This window comes from Kitasatospora mediocidica KCTC 9733 (genome assembly GCF_000744225.1).
GTDB classification, from domain to species: domain Bacteria; phylum Actinomycetota; class Actinomycetes; order Streptomycetales; family Streptomycetaceae; genus Kitasatospora; species Kitasatospora mediocidica.
Map to the genome: position 1 here is coordinate 1,223,189 of NZ_JQLN01000004.1, position 22,934 is coordinate 1,246,122.

Genomic DNA, 22,934 nt, shown 5'->3' on the forward strand with positions numbered 1-22,934 from the left:
AGGCTCCGCGCGCGGGCCCGCGTGCTGTCACGGCAGGTCCGGCCGTCCGTGGACGCACTTTGTCGCACTTCTGTGACAGAAGAAGCGCGACGATTGGTCCGATTTACTCATCTTGCATGCTTATGGTCTAAGGCATGCCTACGTCGAACCCTGGATCCTTCGTACACAAGACCAGGCTGACCGCGATGTTCCTCAGCATCAGCGCGGTCGCCGGTGTGCTCACGGCCGGCCTCGCGCTGCCCGCCGTGGGCGGCATAGGCCTGGGCGCCAAGGGCGCCGTCGAGGACTTCAACAGCCTGCCGGACGACTTCACCGCTCCGCCGCTGTCGCAGGCCTCGACCGTCTACGACTCCGCCGGCGGCGTGATCGCCACGGTCTACGACCGCGACCGCACCGTCGTGCCGAGCGACCAGATCGCCCCGATCATGAAGTCCGCCCTGGTAGACATCGAGGACAACCGCTTCTACCAGCACGGCGCGATCGACCCCAAGGGCATAGCCCGGGCGATCGGCAACAACGCCTCCGGCAGCGGTACCCAGGGCGCCTCCACGCTGACCCAGCAGTACGTGAAGAACGTCTTCGTCGACCAGGCGGGCGACGACCAGGCGGCGGTGCTGGCGGCCCAGGCGCAGACCGTCGGCCGCAAGATCAAGGAAATGAAGTACGCGATCCAGGTCGAGCAGACGCTCACCAAGGACCAGATCATCACGAACTACCTGAACATCACGTTCATGGGCGAGCAGGCCTACGGGGTCGAGGCCGCCTCCGAGCGCTACTTCAGCGTCCACGCCAAGGACCTCACGCTCCCGCAGGCCGCCCTGCTGGCCGGCCTGGTCCAGTCGCCCAGCGGCTACGACCCGATCGCCAACCCGAAGGCGGCCAAGGAGCGGCGCGACACCGTGCTGAAGAAGATGGCCCAGTACGGGACCGTCACCCAGGCCCAGGCCGACCAGGCGATCGCCACCCCGATCACGCTCAACGTCAGCCGCCCGCAGCAGGGTTGCATCACCGCGCAGCAGGGCGAGGGTTTCTTCTGCGACTACGTGAAGAACGTGGTGACCAACGACCCCGCCTTCGGGGCCAGCGCGGCCGAGCGCCAGGCGCTGTGGTCGCGCGGCGGCCTGCAGATCCACACCACGCTCGACCCCAAGGCGCAGGCCGCCCTGCAGACCTCGGTGACCAAGCACGTCTACGCGACCGACAAGGCCGCCACCGCGATGAGCGTGGTGCAGCCCGGGACCGGCAAGATCCTCGCGATGGGCCAGAGCCGCCCGTACGGGGTCAACGCCAACCAGACCCAGATCAACCTGAACGTCGGCAAGTCGATGGGCGGCGGCCTGGGCTTCCCGACCGGCTCGACGTTCAAGCCGATCGTGGCGGCGGCGGCGCTGGAGAACGGCATCCTGCCCTCGCAGAGCTACCCCTCGCCGTACAGCATGCAGTGGCCGGCCATGCGGAGCTGCACCGGCCAGAAGGTCGACTCGCACGACACCGTGCACAACGACTCCACCTCGCTGGTCGGCCCGTTCAGCATGGCCCCGGCGATGGCGCAGTCGGTGAACACCTACTTCGCCTCGCTGGAGGCGGACGCCGGGCTGTGCAACGTCTCGCAGATGACCAACAAGCTCGGCATCACCCAGCAGGCGGGCGGCGAGCCGCTGCAGGTCGTGCAGTCGATGACGCTGGGCAGCAACGACCTCACGCCGCTGGAGATGGCCAATGTATACGCCACCTTCGCCGCCCACGGCACCTACTGCTCCCCGACCGCGATCGACTCGGTGACCACCGCCGACGGCAAGCCGATCGCCGTCCCGCAGGCCAACTGCACGCAGGCGATGTCGACGACCACCGCGGACGAGATCACCACCATGCTGATGGGCGTGGTGCAGGACGGCACCGGTAGCACGGCCGGCCTGACCGACCGCGACACCGCGGGCAAGACGGGTACCACCAACAACGGCAACCAGGTCTGGTTCATCGGCTACACGCCCGAGGCGGCCGGCGCCACCGTGGTCGGCAACACCGAGGGGACCAGCTCGCTGGACGGCCAGCGGATCGGCGGCCAGCGCGTCGACCAGGCCTTCGGTGGCACCCTCGCGGGACCGATCTGGCGCGACGCCATCAGCGGCATGCTCAAGGGCACCCCGCCGAGCTCGCTGGCCTCGGTGTCGCTGCCGTAGCCACAGCCGTGCCGTGTGTTCGGCCGAAGGGCCCCCGGTTTCGGGGGCCCTTCGGCCCTTCGATCACGAAACGTCAACGTTCCATCAAACTGGCAAGTGTCCGGCCCGGAAGGGTCTAAGCTTGCGGAGGTTTAGTAAGGCACCTCGTTCGGTGAGGCGTCTTCACGGACACAGGCCACTGATCCCACCCGTCGAGAGACGCTCCGGATCAGGACAGATCTTCCCGACCTAAGGGTTGATCCCAAGTGGCTTCCCGCTTCCGAGCGGGATCACGCCGTGGAGTGCCAAAGCTCTGACGAGTTGGGGTGTACCGGCCGTCATGGACCGGTCCGCTCCTTGCCGTGTCGATTCGGCGCACAGCTGTGCGTCCCGGCCGGAAGGAGGCGAGAGACATGGATTCGAGTTGCAGTAGTCCGGGCCACAAACGGCCCCTCATCCGCTTGTCCTCGTTTTCCTTCGGCACGCGGTAACCACCTTCCCTGCGCTCGCTCTTGACGCACCGTCATGCCAACGCGGCCTGCTGCCGCGGTGGCGCGACGTGGTGCGCGCTCGCAGGGGGGACGGCTGCTGCGCGCCCCCAAATCGCCCCTGTACGAAGGGGCTTGGGAGGCACACCATGACCGACACGATCACCACCACCACCGCGGCGGCGCAGCGTGCCACGGTCCTCGACGACGCCCATGTCGGCGACATCAAGGGCGCGTTGGGCACCATCCGACTGGACGACACCGCACCGCGCACCGGACTGTCCGCGAAGCTCAAGACCCTGCTGGCCATCGTCGGCCCGGGCCTGATCGTCATGGTCGGCGACAACGACGCGGGCGCCTTCGCCACCTACGGCCAGGCCGGCCAGAACTACGGCACCCACCTGCTCTGGACACTGCTGCTGCTCGTCCCTGTCCTCTACATCAACCAGGAGATGGTGCTGCGCCTGGGCGCGGTCACCGGTGTCGGCCACGCCCGCCTCATCCTGGAGCGCTTCGGCAAGTTCTGGGGCGCCTTCAGCGTCATCGACCTCTTCCTGCTCAACGCGCTGACGCTGGTCACCGAGTTCATCGGCATCACCCTGGCCACCGGCTACCTCGGCCTGCCCAAGGTCGCCTCCGTCGTACTGGCCGCCGCGATCATCATCGCCTCCGCCTTCACCGGCTCCTTCCAGCGCTTCGAGCGGATCGCCATCGCCCTGTGCGCCGGATCGCTGCTGCTGATCCCCGTCTACTTCCTGGTCCACCCCAAGACCTCGCAGATGGCCCACGACTTCGTCGTCCCCACCATGCCCGGCGGCTCCGACCAGCTCTCCACCGTCATGCTGCTGATCATCGGCATCGTCGGCACCACCGTCGCCCCCTGGCAGCTCTTCTTCCAGCAGTCCTACGTCATCGACAAGCGCATCACCCCGCGCTTCATGAAGTACGAGAAGGTCGACCTCTGGATCGGGATCCTGATCGTCGTGGTCGGCGGCGCCGCCCTGATGGGCGCCTCGGCCGCCGCGTTCGCCGGGACCAAGGACTTCGGCACCTTCACCGACGCGGCCGGCGTGGCCACCGGAATCGCCGACCACGCCGGGAAGTTCGCCGGTGTGCTGTTCGCGATCGCCCTGCTGGACGCCTCCATCATCGGCGCCTTCGCCGTCTCGCTCTCCACCGCCTACGCCATCGGCGACGTCTTCGGCATCAAGCACTCGCTGCACCGGGGCGTCGGCGGCGCCAAGGGCTTCTATGCCGTCTATGCCGGACTCGTCGCCCTGGCCGCCGCCATCGTCCTCATCCCCGGTTCCCCGCTGGGCCTGCTCACCGAAGGCGTCCAGACCCTCGCCGGCGTGCTGCTCCCCTCCGCCTCGGTCTTCCTCCTGCTGCTCTGCAACGACAAGCAGGTCCTGGGCCCCTGGGTCAACGGACCCAAGACGAACGCCTTCACCGCCGCCGTCGTCGGCGTCCTGGTGACCCTCTCCGTCATCCTGACCGCCTCCGTCCTGTTCCCCGACATCACCGCCGACGCCATCCTGCAGATCATGGCCGTCTGCGGCGTCACCGGAGTCCTGGCCGCCGGCTACGCCTTCACCCGCCGCCGCACCGCCACCAACGAAGATCCCCTGGACCGCACCGGGCGCGACACCTGGCGGATGCCCCCGCTGGAGACCCTCACCAAGCCCGTCATGGCCACCGGCCGCAAGATCGGCATGGGCGCGCTGCGCAGCTACCTCCTCGTCGCGATGGTCCTGGTCATCATCAAGATCGTCCAAGTCGCCCTCAGCAACTGACCCGAACCCGGGGCGGCAGGGCCCAACCGGACCCCGCCACCCCGGCCCACCGACCGGCAAAGGAGGTGGCCCGTGCACACGCTGACCACCATCGACTTCCTGCTCCGACTCGCCACCGGCGTCGCCTGCGGCGCACTGATCGGCGTCGAACGCCAGTGGCGCGCCCGGATGGCGGGCCTGCGCACCAACGCCCTGGTCGCCACCGGGGCCACCCTGTTCGTCCTGTACAGCGAGGCCGTCGCGGACTCCGGCAGTCCGACCCGGGTGGCCTCCTACGTGGTCTCCGGCATCGGCTTCCTGGGCGGCGGCGTCATCCTGCGCGACGGCGCGGGAGTCCGCGGCCTGAACACCGCCGCCACCCTGTGGTGTTCGGCGGCGGTCGGTGTGCTGGCCGCCTCCGGCCAGTACGCCTTCGCCGTGCTGGGCACGCTCGCGGTGCTGGCGGTGCACGTGGTCCTGCGTCCGGCCGGGCGCCTGCTGGACCGGGCCCGGCCGCCGGCACCGACCCGGACGCCACCGTGCGCGCCACCATCCACCTGGCCTGCGAACGACGGGCGGAGTCCCACATCCGCGCCCTGCTCCTCCAGGCCCTCACCGCCTCCGCCCTCGCCCCCACCGGCCTGCGGGCCCGCCGCGGACCGGGCGAGGACACCAGCCTCCGCGCCACCGTCGCCATCAGCGGCGACGTCGCCCAGTCGCTGGAACAGGTCGTCGCGCGGCTCTCGTTGGAACCCGGGGTGACGGACCTGCACTGGCACCTGGAGGAGGACGCCGAACAGGAGGCGCTGGCCTGACACCGTCCGGGGCGCGGTGCTCCCCCGATCGGGGGAGGTCACCGCGGAGCTGCCCGGCCATACTGACGATCATGATCAGGGGAATCCGGCCGCTGTTGCGCGGCTCCACGTATTCGGGTGCGCTGTTCGCCGGCCTCGGCGCGCTCGTGAGCATGCCACTACTGCCGTTCGCGATGCTGCCGGCGCTGGCCCTGCGACCGGCTCCCTACGCGGTCCAGGCGGTGCTGAGCCTGCTGGTCTGGGCGGCGCTGGTGGCCGCGTTCGGGCTGGCCCGCACCACGCGGCGGGCACTGATCGCCGGCGCCCGCCGGCTGCTGAAGGTGCCGCTGCCGTCCGGGGCTGTTCCGAGCGGTGCGGTTTCCAGCGGCGCGGTTTCCAGCGGCGCGGTTTCGAGCGGCGCCGGCCGCTGGCGGACTCCGCTGTGGCTGGTGCTGCACGTGGCGCTGGGGTGGACGGGTGGCCTGGCGAGCCTGGTGCTGCTCGGCGCGGCCGTGTCCCTGCCGGGGGGCTGGCTGTCGGGCGAGGGGCGGTTGAGCTGGTCCGGCGGATCGGTGCGGGTGACGGGTGCCTGGAGCTGGGTGGTGGCCCTCATCTGCCTGTTGCTGGTTCCGGTGGTGTGCGCGGTGGCGGCGAACGCGCTGCGGTGGCTGGCACCACGGCTGTTGGGGCCGTCGTCGGCCGAGCGGCTCGCGCTGGCGGCCGAGCGGGAGCTGCTGCTGGCCCAACGCAACCGGCTGGCGCAGGAGTTGCACGACTCGATCGGGCACACGCTGACGGCGGCCACGATCCAGGCAGCGGTGGCGGGCGAGGTGCTCTCCGCCGACCCGGTGGCGGCGCGGGCCGCCCTGCGCAGCATCGAGGAGTCGACCCGGGCCGCACTGGAGGACCTGGACTACGTGCTGGGCGTGCTGCGCGAGGAGCAGGCGGGGACGGCGCCGACCCGGACCTTGGCCGACCTGCCCGAACTGCTGGACCGGCTACGGCACGCGGGGGCAGTGGTGGAGCCCGAGCTGTCGGGCGAGTTGGCGCAGGTTCAGGGGACGCTCTCCCGGGCGGCGTACCGGATCCTGCAAGAGGGACTGACGAACGCGCTGCGGCACGGCGCGGGCGGTCCGATCGCCGTCCGGGTGGCGGCCGCGCCGGAGGGACTGGAGCTCAGCGTGGTCAACCGGACCGGGACGGGCGTGGCGGCAGGGGACTTCCCGACGTCCGGGCACGGCCTGCCCGGGCTGGTCGAGCGGGTGCGGCTGCTGCACGGTGAGATCGAGGCCGGCCCGGCCGGGCCGCAGCACTGGCGGTTGGCGGTCCGCCTGCCGGTACGGCTCCCGGCGTGATCGACCCCGACGCGAACGCCGCCGTCACGCTCCTGATCGCGGACGACGACGCGGTGACCCGCAGCGGACTGCGCACGTTGCTCGCCGCGCAGCCGGGGCTCACGGTGGTCGGCGAGGCCGCCGACGGCGTCGAGGCGGTGGAGCAGTCCCGGCGCCTGCGGCCGGACGTGATCCTGATGGATGTGCGGATGCCGCGCCGCAACGGGATCGAGGCCACCCGGCAGCTGCTGGCCGAGTCGGCCGACCCGCCGAAGGTCGTGGTGATCACCACCTTCGAGAACGACGACTACGTCACCGCCGCCCTGAGCGCGGGGGCCAGTGGGTTCGTGCTCAAGCGGCTTCCGGTCCGGCAGATCGCGCAGGCGGTACGGGTGGCGGCGGCGGGAGAGGCGATCCTCTTCCCGGCGGCCCTGCGCCGGATGGTCACCACCCGGCCGCTGCGCTCCGCCGAGGCGCTGCCCAGGGCGGCGCTGACGGGACGGGAGGAGGAGGTGCTGCGGTTGATGGCCACCGGCCTGTCCAACCCGGAGATCGCGGAGTCGCTCACGGTGAGCCTGGAGACCGCGAAGACGCACGTCGGGAACGTGCTGACCAAGCTCGGCGCGCAGAACCGGACCCACGCGGTGGTGATCGCGTACGAATCCGGCCTGGTGGTACCGGGGTTCGCCGGCTGACGTGCCGACGAGCCGACGTGCCGATGCGCTGACGAGCCGATGGGAGTGTCGCTTGACAGGGTGTCAGGGATATCCGATCCTCGTTAATGGAAATGGCTTTCATTTCTACTTGGCCATCCGGAACGGAGCCCCCATGTCCCTCGACGTCTCCCCCGCGCTGCTCGCCCAGGCCGAACAGGGCGAGGTGAACGAAGCCGACTTCGTCGACACCGTCCGCACCTCACTCCCCTACGCCTACCGGATGATCGAGGAGCTGACCGCCGAACTCGGCGCCGGCGACCGCCCGTTCGCCGACAACAGCGTCCCGCCGCCGTCGGACGCCGAGCGCGGGCAGCTGCTCCGGGCGCTGGCGAGCGACGCCATCCGGGGCAGCCTGGAGCGGCACTTCGGCGTGCGGCTGGCGTTCATGAACTGCCACCGGGTCGCGGTCTTCCCGGTCGGCGCGGAGCAGGGGGAGGCGTACCGCAGGTTCACGTCCGTCCGGTCGCAGCTGCTCAACCAGGTGCCGGAGCTGCGGAGCTGCTGAGCCGGGAGGTGAAGCGACGCCGGGCCCCGGTCCCGAGGACGATGTCCTCGGGACCGGGGCCCGGCGTCTGCTGGTGCGCGGTGGTGCGGTGGTGCGGTCGTTCTAGAGGCGGGCCTCGGTGACAGCCGCGCCGAGGGCGTCCTTGATCCGGGGGCCCAGGCGGGCGAAGCCCAGCTCCTTCATCGCGGCGCGGAGCAGCTCGTCGTCGGTCCGCTCGACGGCGTCGCCATCGATCCAGCGGACCAGGGCGAGCAGTTCGGCGGGTGTGTAGGCGGTGACCGGACGGCCCGGGGTGAGGTCGGGCTTGCGCGGGCGCCGCGCACGCTTGGCGGGGGCGGACTCGGCGTCGGCGGCGGGGGCGGACTCGGCGGCGGCGGGCTCGGGCTCGACGGCCTCGGGGGCGAGGGTGGGCTCGACCACGGCAACAGGCTCGGGCTCGACTTCGGGCTCGGCCTCGACGATGGGCTCTGCGACGACCTCAGCGGTCGGCTCAGCCTCGACGACCGGGGCAACCTCGACCTCGACCTCTGCCACGGGCTCGGCCACAACGTCGACCTCGACCTCGGGCTCAACCACAGCCACAGCCACAGGCTCGGCCTCAACCTCAGGCTCGGCCTCGACCACGACCTCGGGCTCAACCTCAGCCACGGGCTCGACCTCAGGCTCGGCCACAACCTCGACCTCGACCTCGGCCACCGTGACCGGCTCAGCCGTCGGCTCGTTGTCGAGAGCCTCGCGCGGGCCGGCGCTCAGCGCCTGCCAGGCGGTCTCCGCCTCGGTGTCGACCGCCGCGTCGGCCTCGACGGCGACAGCGACGTCGACAGCGGCCTCAGCCTCGACCCCCGACTCCGCCGCGTCCACAGACTCCCCGGTCTCAGCCTCAGCCGCCACCTCGGCCTCCACCTCCACCGCCGCCTCCACCTCGCCCGCGTGGCGACGGTAGGCCGCCTCCGCCGCGGTGCGGTCGGCGCGGGCGGCGGTGAGGTCGGCGAGCAGGTCGGCCAGTCCGGCGGCCTCCAAGCCGGCGCGGAGCGTGCGGAGTTCGGGGAGCCGGTAGAGCGTCCCCTCGTCCGTGGCCAGCCGGTCCACCAGGTCCGCGAGGTCGGTGAAGGGAAGCGCCGTCAGGTCGCGGTCGGGGAACAGGCGGCCCAGCTCGCGCAGTGCGGCGGCCAGCGCCTCGACCGACTGCGCGGTGGCCTCCAGCTGCGCGCTGTCCAACGGCCGGGCGGCCGAGGCCGCGCCGGAGGTGGCCAGGGCCGCCCAGTCCGTGCGCTCGGCGGCCGCCGCGACCAGGGCCGCGTGCAGCGCGTCGCGGCGCGGGCGGTCCGCGACGGCCAGGCCGCGGGCCTGGGCGCGCAGCTTGCGGCGGCGTCCCCAGGAGAGCTTCAGCCCGCGCTCCTTGCGCCAGGTGCCGCTCGCGGTCGCCGCCGCCAGGGCGTCGAGGTCCTCCACGTACACGCCGGCGCCGAGCGTCACCGCGGTGTCCTGGAGTCGGCGTCCGAGGCCGACGAGGGCGTCCGCCTCGGTGAGGGTGGCCGGTTCGCGCAGGTCCGAGTCGGCGACGAGCCGCGTGGCGGCCTCCTGGGCGCTGTTCAGCGCGCCGCCGCGCACCTCGGCGAGGACGGTCGACGCGGCCCTGGCCTCCTCGGGGCCGGTCACCGTGTCGAGTGCGGCGTACCAGGCGTGGGTGTCGGCGGCGAGGGTGAACCCGCCCAACTCGGCGAACCTGAGCAGGTCCTCACGGACGTCCGGTCCGTGGTCGGGGGCTGGACCGGCGGAGCGGTCCTGGGGCGGTACATCAGCGTTCTGCACATGAAGCACTGTCATGGGACGTCCGGTTCGTGGCGGGGAAGACTGCGGCAGGGGTGGAACGGTGCAGGCCACCGGGGGCGGGCGAGAAACCGTCCGCGCCTCGGGGAGCCTGCGGTAGGCCAGAATACGGGTGAGCGTTCGACCCTTGCACGCACCGGCCGCTCCGCGCGTAACTCTGCCGCCCCCGGCCGTCCGCCGGGCACCGTGACACGCGTGGCTGGGCCACCGGAGGGAGCGGGCGGCGGGCTGCTTCTCCGGCGTCAGGCGCTCTCCCCGGCGTCCGCGCGCAGGCCGGCCAGGCACTGCACCAGGTACAGCAGGCTGAACACGGCCCGCTCGGTGTCCTGGAGGAAGGCCAGGTCGTCCGGCGTCGGCTTCGCGTCCCGCCGGCGCAGGACCGCCTGGACGAGTGCCTCCGCGCCCTCGGCGCCGTCGAGGAGCAGCAGCAGCGGAGCATCCGCGATCGGGATGGCGCCGCCCAGTTCGGCCATCGAGACGGACCGGGCGACGGTGGCCGTTCCGACGGCCGTGGCGGTGTGGCAGGCCATCAGCAGGGCGCCGGGCAGGCCGGTGCTGCCGAGCCAGTCGGCCAGTTCACGCGTGGCGGCCTTGCGCCGGTCGGCGCCGAGCAGACCGCACAGGTGCGCGGTGAACGCCTCCACCTCCTGCCGCGTCACCGGGCGGCCGCTGCCCGCACGCCCGCCCCCGAACGCACCGGCACCACTGTCGTGGTGCCCGCCGCCCTGCGGCTCGATTCGACCCATCAGCCACTCCCGCCCTCAGCTCCCGGCCCCGCCGACCCAGTCTGCCGGGGTCCGCCACCACGCGACTACAGGCGGACTCGCCCGGGCCTTGACGCCTGCGGGATGATATGACGAGTCGTCAATAATCCTTCCAGTCAAGCGAAGAGAGAGCAAAGGGCATGTCGCCACCGGACCCCGGGGCGGCGGACCAGGCTCCCGGCGAGGGCGGGGCGGCGGGGCGGGGCGGCGGCCGATCCCGGGTGCGATGCGGCAGGCGATCCGCGAGGCACCGAATCCTCGGACACCACGGACACCACGGATCGCATGCGAGTCGAATGTTACATTGCAATTTCAAATGGAATTCGCGCACATTCCGCCGCACCCCCGCTCGAAATTCGTTCGATCCGGCGGCACTCACACAGCGTCAGCGTACGCCACCCGCCGCACCGCAGCCGCACATCGGCGCCCGGCGCACAACGGTGCGCTGACCTCGCAATTCGGCGACCGAAAGGCACTCCACCACGGAATCACCCTCCGTCATCAGGAGGAAGTCATTCCACTTGACCCGTGGGTAACGAGGGTTTCAAACCATAAAAAGTGCACTCGTAGATCACCACAGGACAGCTCGACTGATAACATCCGTCCCAGTGCTGCGGTGCCGCCGGCGGGCGGATTCGGCATACGCGGCATCCACAGACACGGCATCCGTCCAGTTGCCGGGTGATGATAGTTCGGCCGGGGGGCGCGCTGTCGATGGTGATACGTACGTGCAGTTTCACGGGCAAGGCAGCTGTTCATTCGGGCTTCATGCGGAATTTCTTGCCGCCCTCGCAGGGCCGGGACCTGGGAATGACCACCCCAGACGGCACCCCTTGCACCGGGCGCCTTGCGCTAACATCTCCACAGCTCCAGGCAATCCTACTTTGATTTCGCTTCCGGCCGCTCCTCCCGCCCGTCGACCCAGGTCGGCGGCGCACGGATCCAGCGGCTTTCACTGGCATGGATTAATCCAGGTGGTAGCGCGTTTCCGTTTCCAGGAGGGTGGATAGGAAATGATACGAAGCAATGCCTATGAATTGGTGACGGACGACATGTTCCTCCAGTTGTCCGACGTCCTGCACGACAGTGACCTTTTCCTCAAGATCGAGGGCCTCAACCCGGCCGGCTCCGTGAAGCTCAAGACCGCGGTCGGCCTGATCCAGGACGCGGAGGACCGCGGGCTCCTGGGGCCGGGCGGGAGTGTCGTCGAGTCGTCGTCGGGCAATCTCGGCGTGGCGCTGAGCGTGGTGTGCGCAGCCAAGGGCTACGCCTTCACCTGTGTCACCGACCCGAACGTCTCCGCCCAGAGCATGGCCGCCATGAAGGCGCTGGGGACGAAGGTCGTGGTGGTGAGCGAGCGGGACGCCAACGGCGGGTTCCTGGCGACCCGGATCAACCTCATCAAGCGGATGCTCGCCGAGGACCCCGAGCTGTTGTGGACGAATCAGTACGCGAACGCCGCCAATCCGCACGTGCATTTCACCCGCACCGCCGCCTCCACCGCCGCCGAGATCGGTACGGTGGACCACCTGTTCGTCGGGGCGGGGACAACCGGCACGCTCATGGGCTGCGCCGACTACTTCCGGCGTTTCTCGCCGAATACCCGGATCATCGCCGTGGACACGGTCGGGTCCGTCACCTTCGGGGGTCCCAGCGGGCCGCGCTTCGTTCCCGGGCTCGGCACCAGCAGGCGCCCCGAGGTATTCCGGCCGGAAATGGTCGACGACGTCATTCTCGTGAACGAGGTGGACGCCGTCCGGGCCTGCCGGACGATTGCCCGGCGATACGGCGTCCTGGTCGGCGGATCGACCGGTTCGGTGTTCGCCGCCGTCCAGGCCCAAGCCGGCCTCATTCCCCCGGGGTCGCGCGTCGTCGCGCTCTCCCCCGATCTCGGCGAGCGCTACCTCGCCACGATCTACAACGACGAATGGGTCGCGGCCCGGTTCGGCGCCGATGCGGTCACCACCGTCAACACGGTCAACCAGTCAGAGTTCCCCGTCGCCTCCTGGGAGATGAACGTTGTTTAACTTCGATGTAGTCAGCGGAACGGTCGCACGCAAGATCATCCAGGAGTCGCGCTCCGAGCTCGTCACCGTGGTCAAAGAGGCCTATCTGACGCACTACGCGGGCTCGTCGGTGAATCCGAACAGCTACTTCCTGCGCTTCCCCGAGAACCCGAGCGCCCGCATCATCGCGCTCCCGGCGTACCTCGGCGGGGAGTACGACGTCGCCGGTATCAAGTGGATCAGCAGCTTCCCCGAGAACATCAAGAACAACGTGCCGCGGGCGTCGGCCGTCCTGCTGCTCAACGACTACGCGACCGGCTACCCGTTCGCCTGCCTGGAGGCCTCGCAGATCAGCGCGGCCCGCACCGCCGCCTCGGCCGTGCTCGGCGCGGCGCAGCTGCTCGGCCGCACCAACGCGGAGCGGATCACGGTCGTCGGCTCGGGCATCATCGCCCGCAACATCATCGAGTTCTTCGCCGCCGAGGACTGGAAGGTCGGCGAGTTCGCGATCGTCGACCACAAGGCCGAGTACGCGGAGCTGCTCGCCGCCCACGTGCGCGACGAACTCGGCTACTCCGCCAGTCGGTTCGATGACCTGCCGACGGCCTTCGACGGCGCGGACGTGATCGTGCTGGCCACCACCGCCCCCGAGCCGTACATCGTCGAACCCGGCGCGTTCGCCCCCGGTCAGGTGGTCCTCAACATCTCGCTGCGGGACATCTCCCCCGACCTCGTGCTGTCCTCGCACAACGTGGTGGACGACGTCGACCACTGCCTGACCGCCAACACCTCGCCGCACCTGGCCGAGCAGCAGACGGGCAACCGCGACTTCATCTCCGGCGTGCTCGCCCAGGTGATCCGCGGCGAGGTCTCGCTCGACGCCGAGCGGCCGCGGATCTTCTCGCCGTTCGGGCTGGGGGTGCTCGACCTCGCCGTCGGCAGCTACATCCACCGCCGTGCCGTGGAGAGCGGGCAGACCCAGGCGATCGACGGCTTCTTCGGCGAGACCGAACGGTGGGGCAAGTGAGCGTCACGGCGGCCCCCGCCGCTCCGGCGGCCGCGGCCAAGCACGCCATGCTGCTCGGCGCCCTGGGCGTGCTGGCCTTCAGCATGACGCTGCCCTCCACCCGGGTGGCCGACCCCGCGTTCGGGGGCTGGACGGTCGCGTTCGGCCGGGCGCTGCCGGCGGCGCTGCTCGCGCTCCTGGTGCTGTCGGCGAAGCGTCAGCCGCTGCTGCCGCCGAAGGAGGCGCGCGCGGGCCTGGTCCAGGTGGCCGCGACGGTCGTCGTCGGCTTCCCGCTGCTCACCTCGCTCGCCCTGCAGTCGGTGAACAGCGCGCACGGAGCGGTCGTCACCGGGCTGATACCCGCGGCCACGGCCGGCTTCGGCGTCCTGCTGGCCGGGGAGCGCCCGCGGCGCAGCTACTGGATCGCCATGGCGGTCGGCCTGGTGGGCATCGTGAGCCTGCCGGTCATCCAGGGGGCCGGCCGGTTCCAGGCCGGCGACCTGCTGCTGATCCTGGCCGTGGCCGTGGTGGGCTTCGGCTACGCGCGCGGCGGCGTGATGGCGCGGACGTACGGCGGCTGGCGCGTCATCTGCTGGGCGCTGGTGCTCTCGCTGCCGGTGACCGTCCCGCTGACCGCGCTCACGGTGGCGCTGCGCCCGCCGCACCACATCACGGCGGGCGCGGCCGTCTCGATGACCTACCTCGGCCTGGTCAGCATGTGCCTGGGCTTCTTCTTCTGGTACGAGGGCCTGGCCCGCGGCGGCGTGGCCCGGGTCGGACGCCTCCAGCTCGCCCAGCCGGTGCTGACCCTCGGCTGGTCGGCGCTGCTGCTCGGGGAGCACCTGGACGCGGTGACGCTGGTCGCGGCGGTCGTGGTGCTCGGTGCCGTCGCCGTGGGCCGCAACGCCCGTCAGACGCCCGTGCCGGCAGCCGAACCGGTCCTCCCGCCTAGTCCCGCCGCCGACGAGGAGAGCGGAGCGGTGCGCCATGCCTAGCCATCGCCGATCGATCCTGGTCACCCGGCGGCTGGCCCCCGGCGTGTCCGAGCGACTGGGTGCGGCGCACGACCTCGTCCTGCACGACAGCGATCGGGCGATGCCCCGCGCCGAGCTGCTCGACGCGGTGCGGGGCACCTCGGCAGCGCTCACCACCCTGGACGACCGCGTCGACGGGGAGTTCCTCGACGCGGCCGGCCCGGGCCTGCGGATCGTGGCCAACCACGCGGTGGGCCTGCACAACGTGGATCTGGCGGCCTGTGCCGCGCGCGGCGTCCTGGTGTCCAACACACCCGGCGTGCTGACCGAGGCGACCGCGGACCTGGCCATGGCGCTGCTGCTGGGCGCCGCCCGGCGGATCGGCGAGGGCGAGCGGCGGGTGCGCTCGGGCGTCCCGTGGTCCTGGTCGCCGAACTTCATGCTCGGCACGACGCTGACCGGCGCCTCGCTGGGCATCGTCGGCATGGGCCAGATCGGCCGGGCCGTGGCGCGCCGGGCCCTCGGGTTCTCCATGCGGATCGGCTACCACAACCGGAACCCGCTGCCCACCACCCAAGAACTGGGCGCCTCCTGGCGGCCGTTGGACGCGCTGCTGGCCGAGTCCTCGCTCCTGGTGGTCAGCTGTCCGCTGTCCGAGCAGACCCGGGGGCTGCTGGACGCCCAGCGGCTGTCCCGGCTCCCGCGCGGCGCCGTGGTCGTCAGCATCACCGCGGGGGTGGTGGACGAGGACGCCCTCGCGGCCGCGCTGGACTCCGGCGCGCTGCTCGCCGCCGCCGTCGACAACCACACCGACGAGCCCGCGGTGAACACCGCCCTGCTGGGCCAGGAGCGTGCCGTCCTGACGCCGCACCTGGGCAGCGCGACCGTCGAGACCCGGATCGCGATGGGGAACCTCGCGACCGACAACATCCTCGCCGTCCTGAGCGGCCGTCCCGCCCTGACGCCGGCTGCCCTCCCGCCGGCCCGCTGAGGCGACACCACCCGACCCACCGACTTCCCCCAGGCCCGGAGGCGCTTCGGCGCGCCCTTCGGCGACCCGCCGACGGCCTGATCACACCCATACACGCGAAAGGACTCACGTCTCATGACCAGTGCTGTGACGACACCGTCCGAGCTGGCGATCAGCCAACAGGAGCCCTCCTCGCTGGCGAAGGGACGGCTCAAGCAGCTGCCCGACGAGACGGCCCGGTTGTACGACCGCTACTGGCCGCCGGTCGAGAAGTTCGCCGGCTTCGACCCGGAGCTGGCCGACTTCATGGCCGCCACCCCCGAGAAGCAGACACTGATCCTGGCCGCGCTGCGCGAGGACACCGAGGCGCACGGCCGGTTCCTGCACCGCCACCTGTCCGCCATCTACGCCCACTGGTTCGGCTACCGCGACGGCGCCTTCACCCGCAGCACCGACGACGCCGCCGAAACGGCCCAGTACGCGGCGAAGATCACGCTGGAGCGCGAGCTGTTCGACCACTGGGCCACGCCCACCGAGGCTCCCTCGCTCACCGACCAGTACGCGGCGGCGGACCACCTGGACGAGTTGGCCGCGACCAACCCCGGCGTGGTCCACCCGCTCTTCGAGTTCATCCGCGACGAGGCCTCGCGCGAGCAGATCGAGCGCTTCCTGCAGTGCGAGCTGATCCGCAACGAGGTCGTCGACGACGAGGTCGCGCTGCTGGTGGTGGGCCTGCAGGGGATGCAGAAGGCCGTCGCCGCCGCGAACCTCTGGGACGAGTGCGGGCGCGGCAAGCTGGAGAACTTCCACACCTACTGGCTGCGCCGCCTGCTGGAGGCGACCGAGGACGGCTGGGAGAAGCTCGACACCTACCGGGACGAGCACCCCTGGTTCGCCAAGTTCACCTCGAACACCAACGCGGCCATGCTCACCCGGCCCTCGCGCAAGATGATGGCCTACGGCTGCTTCCTGGTCTTCGAGAGCTGGGTCGAGCCGCACTTCGTCCGCATCCTCGACGGCATGACCCGGGTGGGTCTGCTCGACGACGAGATGCGGATCTACTTCACCGCGCACGTCAAGATCGACCCCCGGCACAGCCGCGAACTCTCCGACGGCATGCGCCTTCAGCGGCCGGAACTCGCGCCCGACGAGGTCCGCGACATCCTGCGGGGTGCCCACCTCGCCTCGGACACCGGTCGCCGCCAGTTCGACCACATGCTCACCTACCTCCGTTCGATCTCCTCCGAGGGAGCCGCAGAATGACCACCACCCCGTCCGTGCGCCTCGTCACCGCCGCGCACCTGCCCGAACTCGCCCCCGACGACCAGGAGCTGCTGCACGCCCTGAACCGCCTGGGTGTCCCCACCGAGGTCGTGATCTGGGACGACCCGAAGGTGGACTGGTCGCTGGCCCCGGTCACGGTGATCCGCTCGGTCTTCGACTACCACCTGCGGCACGGCGAGTTCATCGCCTGGCTCGACCGGATAGCGCCGCTGACCAGCGTGCAGAACTCCCCCGAGATCATCCGGTGGAACTCGCACAAGTCCTACCTGACCCGGGTGGCGGACGCGGGCTTCGCGACCATCCCCACCGAGTGGGTCCGCAAGGGCGAGAGCGGCGACCTGGCGGAGATCCTGCGCCGCACCGGCTGGGAGGACGCGGTCGTCAAGCCCGCGATCTCCGCCTCCGCGCACGGCACCATCAAGGTCGACAAGGACAGCCTGGACGAGGGCCAGGCCCACCTGGACGGCCTGACCCACAACGGCGACGCGCTGATCCAGCCCTACCTGCACGACTTCACCACCACCGGCGAGACCTCGGTGATCTGGCTGGGCGGCACCCAGTCGCACAGCGTGCGGCGCCCCTCGGGCATGCACACCTCGCTCGAAGTCGCCCACGTGGGAGCCCCCTTGGAGCCCTCCGCGGAGGAACTCGCACTGGCCGGCGCGGTCTACGACTGGATCACCCCCGCACCGCTCTACGCGCGGATCGACGTGCTCAACACGGTCGACTACGGACTGCTGGTCCTGGAGCTGGAGTTGGTGGAGCCGGCCCTGTACCTGCGGCACTCCGAGGCGATCGCGGACCGCTTCGCGCTGAGCATCAAGAACCTGCTGGACGCCGCGAACTGACGCACCATCCGGTGCGGGCGCGCCGCCACGCGCCCGCACCGGAACAGACCCGCACTGCAACTCCCTCCGCTGGAAGGACCGTTCGTGCCAAAGCCCATCGTTCTCGTCGCAGACCCGCTCCCCGCCCACGTGCTCGCCGAGCTCGAACCGGACTTCGACCTGCGCCACTGCGAGGGCGCCGACCGGGTGGCGCTGCTGGCCGCGGTGCCCGCCGCCACCGCCCTGCTGATCCGCAGCGCGACCAAGGTCGACCAGGAGGTCCTGGACGCCGCGCCGCTGCTGCGCATCGTCGCCCGCGCGGGAGTCGGGCTGGACAACGTCGACGTGAGTGCCGCCACCAGAGCCGGGGTGAAGGTCGCCAACGCGCCGCAGTCCAACGTGGTGAGCGTGGCGGAGCTGACCGTCGGCCTGATGATCTCGATGGCCCGCACCATCCCCGCCGCCTCGGCCTCCGTGCACGCCGGGCAGTGGAGGCGCGCGGCGTTCCAGGGCGTCGAGCTGGCCGGCAAGACGGCCGGCATCCTCGGCTTCGGCAAGGTCGGCCGCCTGGTGGCGACCAGGCTCCGGGCGCTCGACATGCGGATCGTCGCGCACGACCCGTTCGTCCCGGCCGACGCGATGGAGCCGGCCGGCGTGCGGTCGGTGACGCTCGACGAGCTGGTGCGGGAGAGCGACTTCCTGACCATCCACCTGCCGCTCACGCCGCAGACCCGGGGGATCATCGGCGAGGCCGAACTTGCGCTGGCGAAGCCGTCGTTGCGCCTGCTGAACACCGCGCGCGGCGGCATCGTCGACGAGTTCGCGCTGGCTCAGGCGCTCAAGGAGAACCGCCTGGCCGGCGCCGCGCTCGACGTCTTCGAGGTCGAACCCCCGGAGTCCTCCCCGCTGCTCGGCATCGGCTCGGTGATCGCCACCCCGCACATCGGCGCCGGCACCCCCGAAGCCCAGGAGCGCGCGGGCCGGGAGGCCGTCCGCGCCGTCCGGTTCGCGCTGACCGGACAGGACATCCCGGGCGCGGTCAACTGACGGCCGGGCACCCCGGCTCTACGGGTGCCGTGCGGCTACCGTGGCAGGTGCAACCCAGACCGTTCGAAGGGAACCGCATCATGAGCCTGTACGACATCCCGCTGCACACGCTGGCCGGCGAGAAGGCCTCACTGGGCGACTACAAGGGCCGCGCGCTGCTGCTCGTCAACGTCGCCTCGAAGTGCGGCCTGACGCCGCAGTACGCGGGCCTGGAGCGCCTGCAGGAGCGCTACGCCGAGCGCGGGCTGACCGTGCTGGGCTTCCCGTGCAACCAGTTCGGCGGGCAGGAGCCGGGCAGCGCCGAGGAGATCCAGACGTTCTGCTCCACCAGCTACGGCGTCACCTTCCCGATGTTCGAGAAGCTGGAGGTGAACGGCGAGGGCCGCCACCCGCTCTACACCGAGCTGGTCAAGGCCGCCGACGAGAGCGGCGAGGCCGGCGACGTGACCTGGAACTTCGAGAAGTTCCTGATCACCCCCGACGGCACGGTGGCCGGGCGGATCCGTCCACGCACCGAGCCGGAGGCCCCGGAGGTCATCGCCGCCATCGAGGCCATCCTCCCGGCCTGACGGCCATCGGTGGCGGGTCGACCTGATCGACCCGCCCACCGTCCGCGTCAGTAGCGGACCGGGAGTGCGAGCAGCCCGTCGGGGACGTGCGGCAATCGAGCCCGTCAGAGTGAGCCGATCTCGTGGTCCGGGTCGTCCAACCAGGCCCGGTGTTCGCCGGCCAGGGTCACGGTCAGGCCGAGCCGGGACAGGTCCGGGCGGTCGTGGCGCTGCCACCACTGGTAGGCGACTGTCACCTCGTCCCAGACGTTCCTGGGGCCGGACTGCGAGACGGCATGCCCGGCCTGCCAGTCGGCAAGACGGCAGTGGGCGTATGACCGCCCGTCCCAGATCTCGAAGCGGCCCGTGCCGAAGCGGTCGTAGGAGGCCCAGACGCTTTGCCTGAACAGGTCGGGCATCCGCAGGCCGATCGCGAACGCGGCGTCGGTGTTGTCAGCAACGCCGGTGGGGTCGATCTCCGAACGGCTGTACCGGACGTCCTCGATGTCGAACTCGCCGCTGTCGGGTCGCTGGTCGCGGACCCACATGAACGCCACGTCCGCCACGAAGGGACCACTCGCCGACTTGCCGTCCTCGGCGACCGTGAGCCGCGCCAACGCCCCGTTGCAGAAGGCCGTGCCGTACGGGGCCAGGATCACCCCGCCGGGCTCGGTCTGCTCGATCAGGGCTGCTGGCAGACGCTGAACAGCGGCCGTCAGCTGCACTCGCTGGAAGGGCGCCCTATCTGGGTAGCCGAGCATGCCGTCACCGGCCACCACCCGGGGCCGCAGGCCGAGCGCGTCAAGCCGGGCTCGGGCCTCAGTGGCGAGCTTGGGGTCCACCTCGATGCTGACGACGTTGTCCGGGCCGAGCCGGTGGGACAGCAGGGCCGCCGTCCATCCCGTCCCGGTGCCCACCTCCAGGACGCGCATGCCGTCGGCCACGTCCAGGTGGCGGAGCATCGTCGCGACCACCGTGGGCATAGAGCTGGACGAGGACGGGGTCTCGGTCCCCTCGTACAGCTGCGTGGCCAATGGCAGGTCCGAGGCGGCCAGTTCCGACCACCGAGCCGGGTTGGACTCGAAGTCGATCCAGTCGCCCCCGTGGTAGATCTGCGCCGGGGTGAAGCGGTCCCGCGGGAAGGCTCGGAACGTCGCCTCCCAGTCGGCCGACAGCGCCCCGGACTCCCGGAGCCTGTCGGTGAGTTCGTCCCAGGTCATTGGTTCCCTACCTCCCGGGCTTGGGCAGGTTGGTGGGCGGGGCGTCCCGGTGTCCGTCGTGCGGGGTGGTGTCGGGCGACCCCGAGTGGCCGCCGCCCGAGCCGCCGCCCGCCTTGCCGGGCCCGTCGCTGCCGCCGCCTCCGCCGTGCTTTCCCATCGAGGTGCCTCCTTGTTGCTGCCGGGCGCTGGAGCGCTCATCCGGGTGTCGTCTGGAGTCAAGCGCACGAGAATCGCCGACGAGTGCGTGATTCTCGAATATTCCAGAGCCGGCAGCTGAGGTTCGTGGGGATTCTCAGATAGCTCCGAGGGCCCTGCGGCACCGCGTGATGACCCGGTGGGCATCTGGGCCGTAGACGGCTGCGCTGGCTAGCGTCTCCCAAGCGCGCAGGTACAGCGCCACGTTGTCCGCCTGGTCCAGCCACAGCTCGGCGTGCCAATCCTCAACGATGACAAGCCGTTCGTCATAGATCCAAAACCCGTTGGCAGGAGGCAACTTGAGCAAACCGTCGAACGGAACGATGCCCAGCGACACGGTATCCAGCCCGATCACGCCGCTGAGCCGGTCAAGCTGCGCAGCCATCACCGGCGGTGGGCAGACCAGAGCGCGCAGCGCGGCTTCCCACATGATGATGTGGTACCGCTTGCCCGGCTGATACAGGCTTTCCTGCCGCCGGACACGGGCCCGCACGGCATCCTCGACATCGCGCGGCGACTGGTGGAGATCGACGTACGCGCTGAACACATGCCGGGCGTAGTCGGCTGTTTGGAGCATGCCGACGATCATGGAGCCTTCCCAGGCACGCATGACGGTAGAACGCTCGTACTCGGCTGTCAGCGTGTCCTGCACTGGTCTGTGCCCAGCGGCAAGCTGCCGTCGCCATGAACGAGAGTGCGACTCGAACACCCTTAGCCTGGCAGCCAATTCAGGCGCTGTATGAGGCTGCCCAACGCCCTCCGCCCATGCCTCAAGGTCGTCATGGGTAGCCGTCTGCCTACCAGTCTCCAGTTTGCTGACCTTGGACTGCGTCCAGCCCAGATGGCCGGCCAGTTGCCGACCCGTGAGACCGCCCTCGGTGCGCAGCTCACGAAGCCGCAGACCGAGGGCGATTCGGGCCTGTTGGAAGTCGGTGCTCACATGCGGGACGGTACCTCAGCGCTGAACGCCTGGTGCGGCGTGGCGAAGTGCCAAGCAGCGTCCCGTACCTGGCAGGCACGAGCCACCTGCACCGGGTCGGTGATCAGTTCCACACCGGTCAGTTCGTCGTCAGGGTCAAAGTGCAGTAGCGCGATCACGCGCGAGTCGAACAGCCAGGCGTCCTCGTTCGGAACGCTCAGACGGTCGGCTTCAGCGCGCCAGAGGTACCGAATATCCTCGCCGACAGTACTGTTGCGCTCGGCGTTGTCGAGCAGATACCGCTGCCCCAGGGTGGGCGGGTTGTCCATGATCCTCACCCGCTCGAACCGCTTGCCCATGGCCACTTGTTCGCGGCGCGAACGGCACCAGGGGTCTTCCAAGTCCCATCCGGCTGCCTGCCCAGCGGCGAACCGGCGGTAGGTCTCCGTCCGCTCGTCGGAGCGGTACCGGTGACGGGTCTCCAGCCGGAAGGCCGTGTGCTGGAAGCTCTCAAACATGCCGTCGAACTCGTCGAAGCTGATCAGGACCGGCTCCCGGTCCACGTCGCGCGGCGAGAAGTCGGCGAGCAGCACGCGCGGCACGATCACGAACCCTTCGCCGGGCTTGATGTCGCGGAGCCGGGCCACTTCGTCAGGGTCGGTCACCGCCTCGCCCTGCACCAGCACTTCCCCGGTCTCTACATCTTCGTAGAGCGTTGGGCATCCGTTGTTCCCTGAGTTGCTTCCGATATACCGCAGTCGTCGGGTCACAGCTGCTCCCCTCGCGTCGGACAGGCTGAATCAGGATGCCCTGGAGTCGCCCCAAAGCGACGGCCGATTCTCGAATATTCTCCTGAGACAGCCGAAGCCCTGTTCCCGACGCGCCCGGGGCACGGCGGCGGGTGCGGTGACGGGGTGCGGGGCGAGTTACCGTGGCGGGCGGAAGCCGGACCCTTGGAATGGAAGCGCATCATGAGCCTGTACGACATCCCGCTGCACACCCTGGCCGGCGAGAAGGCCTCACTGGGCGACTACAAGGGCCGCGCGCTACTGCTCGTCAACGTCGCCTCGAAGTGCGGCCTGACGCCGCAGTACGCGGGCCTGGAGCGCCTGCAGGAGCGCTACGCCGAGCGCGGGCTGACCGTGCTGGGCTTCCCGTGCAACCAGTTCGGCGGGCAGGAGCCGGGCAGCGCCGAGGAGATCCAGACGTTCTGCTCCACCAGCTACGGCGTCACCTTCCCGATGTTCGAGAAGCTGGAGGTGAACGGCGAGGGCCGCCACCCGCTCTACACCGAGCTGGTCAAGGCCGCCGACGAGAGCGGCGAGGCCGGCGACGTGACCTGGAACTTCGAGAAGTTCCTGATCACCCCCGACGGCACGGTGGCCGGGCGGATCCGTCCACGCACCGAGCCGGAGGCCCCGGAGGTCATCGCCGCCATCGAGGCCATCCTGCCCGCCTGACACCCCCCCGACGGCCCGGTGGGCGGGTCGCCCCCGCCCACCGGCGCCGCACCGACCGCGCCCCGGACCGCTTCTGCGAACTCCTACGGCACTGAACCGCGCCGTCCGCGACGACC

At 70.6% G+C, this 22,934-nt stretch carries 21 protein-coding genes, 1 pseudogene and 1 riboswitch; of the genes and pseudogenes, 16 read left to right on the forward strand and 6 right to left on the reverse strand.

Features of this window, described 5'->3' with window-relative positions; translation table 11 throughout:
- Positions 1-134 precede the first annotated feature (134 nt).
- The 7 genes and pseudogenes from BS80_RS12865 (at position 135) to BS80_RS12890 (ending at position 7,768) form a co-directional block, all read left to right on the forward strand.
- Positions 135-2,180 carry a transglycosylase domain-containing protein gene (locus BS80_RS12865; protein ID WP_035797433.1) on the forward strand — a complete coding sequence of 682 codons (2,046 nt, stop codon included), beginning with the start codon at positions 135-137 and terminating at the stop codon, positions 2,178-2,180.
- Positions 2,181-2,316: 136 nt separating this feature from the next.
- A riboswitch (M-box (ykoK) riboswitch) is annotated at positions 2,317-2,492 on the forward strand.
- A gap of 304 nt (positions 2,493-2,796) precedes the next feature.
- Positions 2,797-4,440, forward strand: coding sequence for an NRAMP family divalent metal transporter (locus tag BS80_RS12870; RefSeq protein WP_035796573.1), 1,644 nt, complete (start codon positions 2,797-2,799; stop codon positions 4,438-4,440).
- A gap of 168 nt (positions 4,441-4,608) precedes the next feature.
- Positions 4,609-4,851: pseudogene (locus tag BS80_RS43815) on the forward strand (MgtC/SapB family protein); the annotation flags it as partial.
- A gap of 107 nt (positions 4,852-4,958) precedes the next feature.
- Positions 4,959-5,234 carry a hypothetical protein gene (locus tag BS80_RS43820; protein WP_332262165.1) on the forward strand — a complete coding sequence of 92 codons (276 nt, stop codon included), beginning with the start codon at positions 4,959-4,961 and terminating at the stop codon, positions 5,232-5,234.
- A 71-nt stretch (positions 5,235-5,305) separates the two neighbouring features.
- Complete coding sequence (locus BS80_RS12880) at positions 5,306-6,568, forward strand: sensor histidine kinase (RefSeq protein WP_035796576.1); 1,263 nt, start codon at positions 5,306-5,308, stop codon at positions 6,566-6,568.
- Positions 6,565-7,242 (forward strand): response regulator transcription factor, encoded by a 678-nt coding sequence (locus BS80_RS12885; protein ID WP_035796579.1) that lies wholly within the window; start codon positions 6,565-6,567, stop codon positions 7,240-7,242. The genes BS80_RS12880 and BS80_RS12885 overlap by 4 nt, the downstream gene beginning before the upstream one ends.
- Positions 7,243-7,375: 133 nt before the next feature.
- Positions 7,376-7,768 carry an SCO5389 family protein gene (locus tag BS80_RS12890; RefSeq protein ID WP_035796582.1) on the forward strand — a complete coding sequence of 131 codons (393 nt, stop codon included), beginning with the start codon at positions 7,376-7,378 and terminating at the stop codon, positions 7,766-7,768.
- A gap of 102 nt (positions 7,769-7,870) precedes the next feature.
- Here BS80_RS12890 and BS80_RS12895 read toward each other — a convergent pair whose 3' ends face one another.
- Both BS80_RS12895 and BS80_RS12900 read right to left on the reverse strand, forming a co-directional pair.
- Complete coding sequence (locus BS80_RS12895) at positions 7,871-9,595, reverse strand: hypothetical protein (RefSeq protein WP_198045504.1); 1,725 nt, start codon at positions 9,593-9,595, stop codon at positions 7,871-7,873.
- A gap of 245 nt (positions 9,596-9,840) precedes the next feature.
- On the reverse strand, positions 9,841-10,344 hold the full coding sequence (locus BS80_RS12900; RefSeq protein WP_035796590.1) for a hypothetical protein: 504 nt from the start codon (positions 10,342-10,344) through the stop codon (positions 9,841-9,843).
- Between the two features lie 1,031 nt (positions 10,345-11,375).
- On the opposite strand from BS80_RS12900, the gene sbnA reads away from it, so the two are divergent.
- From sbnA to BS80_RS12940, 8 genes are all read left to right on the forward strand, one after another.
- Positions 11,376-12,389, forward strand: a complete 1,014-nt coding sequence (gene sbnA / locus BS80_RS12905) for a 2,3-diaminopropionate biosynthesis protein SbnA (protein ID WP_035796593.1) — start codon at positions 11,376-11,378, stop codon at positions 12,387-12,389.
- Entirely contained in the window at positions 12,382-13,395 is a 1,014-nt protein-coding gene (gene sbnB, locus BS80_RS12910; RefSeq protein ID WP_035796596.1) for a 2,3-diaminopropionate biosynthesis protein SbnB, read from the forward strand. Before sbnA ends, sbnB begins: the two co-directional genes overlap by 8 nt.
- On the forward strand, positions 13,392-14,369 hold the full coding sequence (locus tag BS80_RS12915; protein ID WP_063771948.1) for a DMT family transporter: 978 nt from the start codon (positions 13,392-13,394) through the stop codon (positions 14,367-14,369). The genes sbnB and BS80_RS12915 overlap by 4 nt, the downstream gene beginning before the upstream one ends.
- Positions 14,362-15,339 (forward strand): 2-hydroxyacid dehydrogenase, encoded by a 978-nt coding sequence (locus BS80_RS12920; RefSeq protein WP_035796599.1) that lies wholly within the window; start codon positions 14,362-14,364, stop codon positions 15,337-15,339. Before BS80_RS12915 ends, BS80_RS12920 begins: the two co-directional genes overlap by 8 nt.
- Before the next feature lie 114 nt (positions 15,340-15,453).
- Positions 15,454-16,581 carry an iron-containing redox enzyme family protein gene (locus BS80_RS12925; protein ID WP_035796601.1) on the forward strand — a complete coding sequence of 376 codons (1,128 nt, stop codon included), beginning with the start codon at positions 15,454-15,456 and terminating at the stop codon, positions 16,579-16,581.
- Positions 16,578-17,450: an ATP-grasp domain-containing protein gene (locus BS80_RS12930; protein WP_051966519.1), complete on the forward strand. Its 873-nt coding sequence runs from the start codon at positions 16,578-16,580 to the stop codon at positions 17,448-17,450. The genes BS80_RS12925 and BS80_RS12930 overlap by 4 nt, the downstream gene beginning before the upstream one ends.
- An 84-nt stretch (positions 17,451-17,534) precedes the next feature.
- On the forward strand, positions 17,535-18,476 hold the full coding sequence (locus BS80_RS12935; protein WP_035797440.1) for a hydroxyacid dehydrogenase: 942 nt from the start codon (positions 17,535-17,537) through the stop codon (positions 18,474-18,476).
- A gap of 80 nt (positions 18,477-18,556) precedes the next feature.
- Entirely contained in the window at positions 18,557-19,045 is a 489-nt protein-coding gene (locus tag BS80_RS12940; protein ID WP_035796603.1) for a glutathione peroxidase, read from the forward strand.
- A gap of 104 nt (positions 19,046-19,149) precedes the next feature.
- On the opposite strand, the gene BS80_RS12945 is transcribed toward BS80_RS12940, so the two are convergent.
- The 4 genes from BS80_RS12945 to BS80_RS12955 all read right to left on the reverse strand — a co-directional run bounded on the left by BS80_RS12945 (position 19,150) and on the right by BS80_RS12955 (position 22,128).
- Positions 19,150-20,244, reverse strand: a complete 1,095-nt coding sequence (locus tag BS80_RS12945) for an rRNA adenine N-6-methyltransferase family protein (RefSeq protein WP_035796605.1) — start codon at positions 20,242-20,244, stop codon at positions 19,150-19,152.
- A 7-nt stretch (positions 20,245-20,251) separates the two neighbouring features.
- The gene (locus tag BS80_RS41840; RefSeq protein WP_198045505.1) at positions 20,252-20,401 is read right to left on the reverse strand and encodes a hypothetical protein; all 150 of its coding nucleotides are present in this window, start codon (positions 20,399-20,401) and stop codon (positions 20,252-20,254) included.
- Positions 20,402-20,536: 135 nt separating this feature from the next.
- Positions 20,537-21,379 (reverse strand): helix-turn-helix domain-containing protein, encoded by an 843-nt coding sequence (locus BS80_RS12950; protein ID WP_035796607.1) that lies wholly within the window; start codon positions 21,377-21,379, stop codon positions 20,537-20,539.
- A complete protein-coding gene (locus tag BS80_RS12955) occupies positions 21,376-22,128 on the reverse strand; it encodes a DUF6879 family protein (RefSeq protein WP_035796609.1) in 753 nt (250 codons plus the stop codon). Before BS80_RS12955 ends, BS80_RS12950 begins: the two co-directional genes overlap by 4 nt.
- A 201-nt stretch (positions 22,129-22,329) precedes the next feature.
- On the opposite strand from BS80_RS12955, the gene BS80_RS12960 reads away from it, so the two are divergent.
- Positions 22,330-22,818, forward strand: coding sequence for a glutathione peroxidase (locus BS80_RS12960; RefSeq protein ID WP_035796603.1), 489 nt, complete (start codon positions 22,330-22,332; stop codon positions 22,816-22,818).
- Positions 22,819-22,934 lie beyond the last annotated feature (116 nt).

Excerpts from the sequence above, each read along its gene's own strand:
- sbnA (WP_035796593.1), top strand. The coding sequence starts at position 11,376 with ATGATACGAAGCAATGCCTATGAATTGGTGACGGACGACATGTTCCTC.
- BS80_RS12920 (WP_035796599.1), top strand. The coding sequence starts at position 14,362 with ATGCCTAGCCATCGCCGATCGATCCTGGTCACCCGGCGGCTGGCCCCC.
- BS80_RS12945 (WP_035796605.1), bottom strand. The coding sequence starts at position 20,244 with ATGACCTGGGACGAACTCACCGACAGGCTCCGGGAGTCCGGGGCGCTG.
- BS80_RS12940 (WP_035796603.1), top strand. The coding sequence starts at position 18,557 with ATGAGCCTGTACGACATCCCGCTGCACACGCTGGCCGGCGAGAAGGCC.
- BS80_RS12865 (WP_035797433.1), top strand. The coding sequence starts at position 135 with ATGCCTACGTCGAACCCTGGATCCTTCGTACACAAGACCAGGCTGACC.
- BS80_RS12890 (WP_035796582.1), top strand. The coding sequence starts at position 7,376 with ATGTCCCTCGACGTCTCCCCCGCGCTGCTCGCCCAGGCCGAACAGGGC.
- BS80_RS12930 (WP_051966519.1), top strand. The coding sequence starts at position 16,578 with ATGACCACCACCCCGTCCGTGCGCCTCGTCACCGCCGCGCACCTGCCC.
- BS80_RS12870 (WP_035796573.1), top strand. The coding sequence starts at position 2,797 with ATGACCGACACGATCACCACCACCACCGCGGCGGCGCAGCGTGCCACG.
- BS80_RS41840 (WP_198045505.1), bottom strand. The coding sequence starts at position 20,401 with ATGGGAAAGCACGGCGGAGGCGGCGGCAGCGACGGGCCCGGCAAGGCG.
- BS80_RS12960 (WP_035796603.1), top strand. The coding sequence starts at position 22,330 with ATGAGCCTGTACGACATCCCGCTGCACACCCTGGCCGGCGAGAAGGCC.
- BS80_RS12895 (WP_198045504.1), bottom strand. The coding sequence starts at position 9,595 with ATGACAGTGCTTCATGTGCAGAACGCTGATGTACCGCCCCAGGACCGC.
- BS80_RS12900 (WP_035796590.1), bottom strand. The coding sequence starts at position 10,344 with ATGGGTCGAATCGAGCCGCAGGGCGGCGGGCACCACGACAGTGGTGCC.
- BS80_RS12925 (WP_035796601.1), top strand. The coding sequence starts at position 15,454 with ATGACCAGTGCTGTGACGACACCGTCCGAGCTGGCGATCAGCCAACAG.
- BS80_RS12880 (WP_035796576.1), top strand. The coding sequence starts at position 5,306 with ATGATCAGGGGAATCCGGCCGCTGTTGCGCGGCTCCACGTATTCGGGT.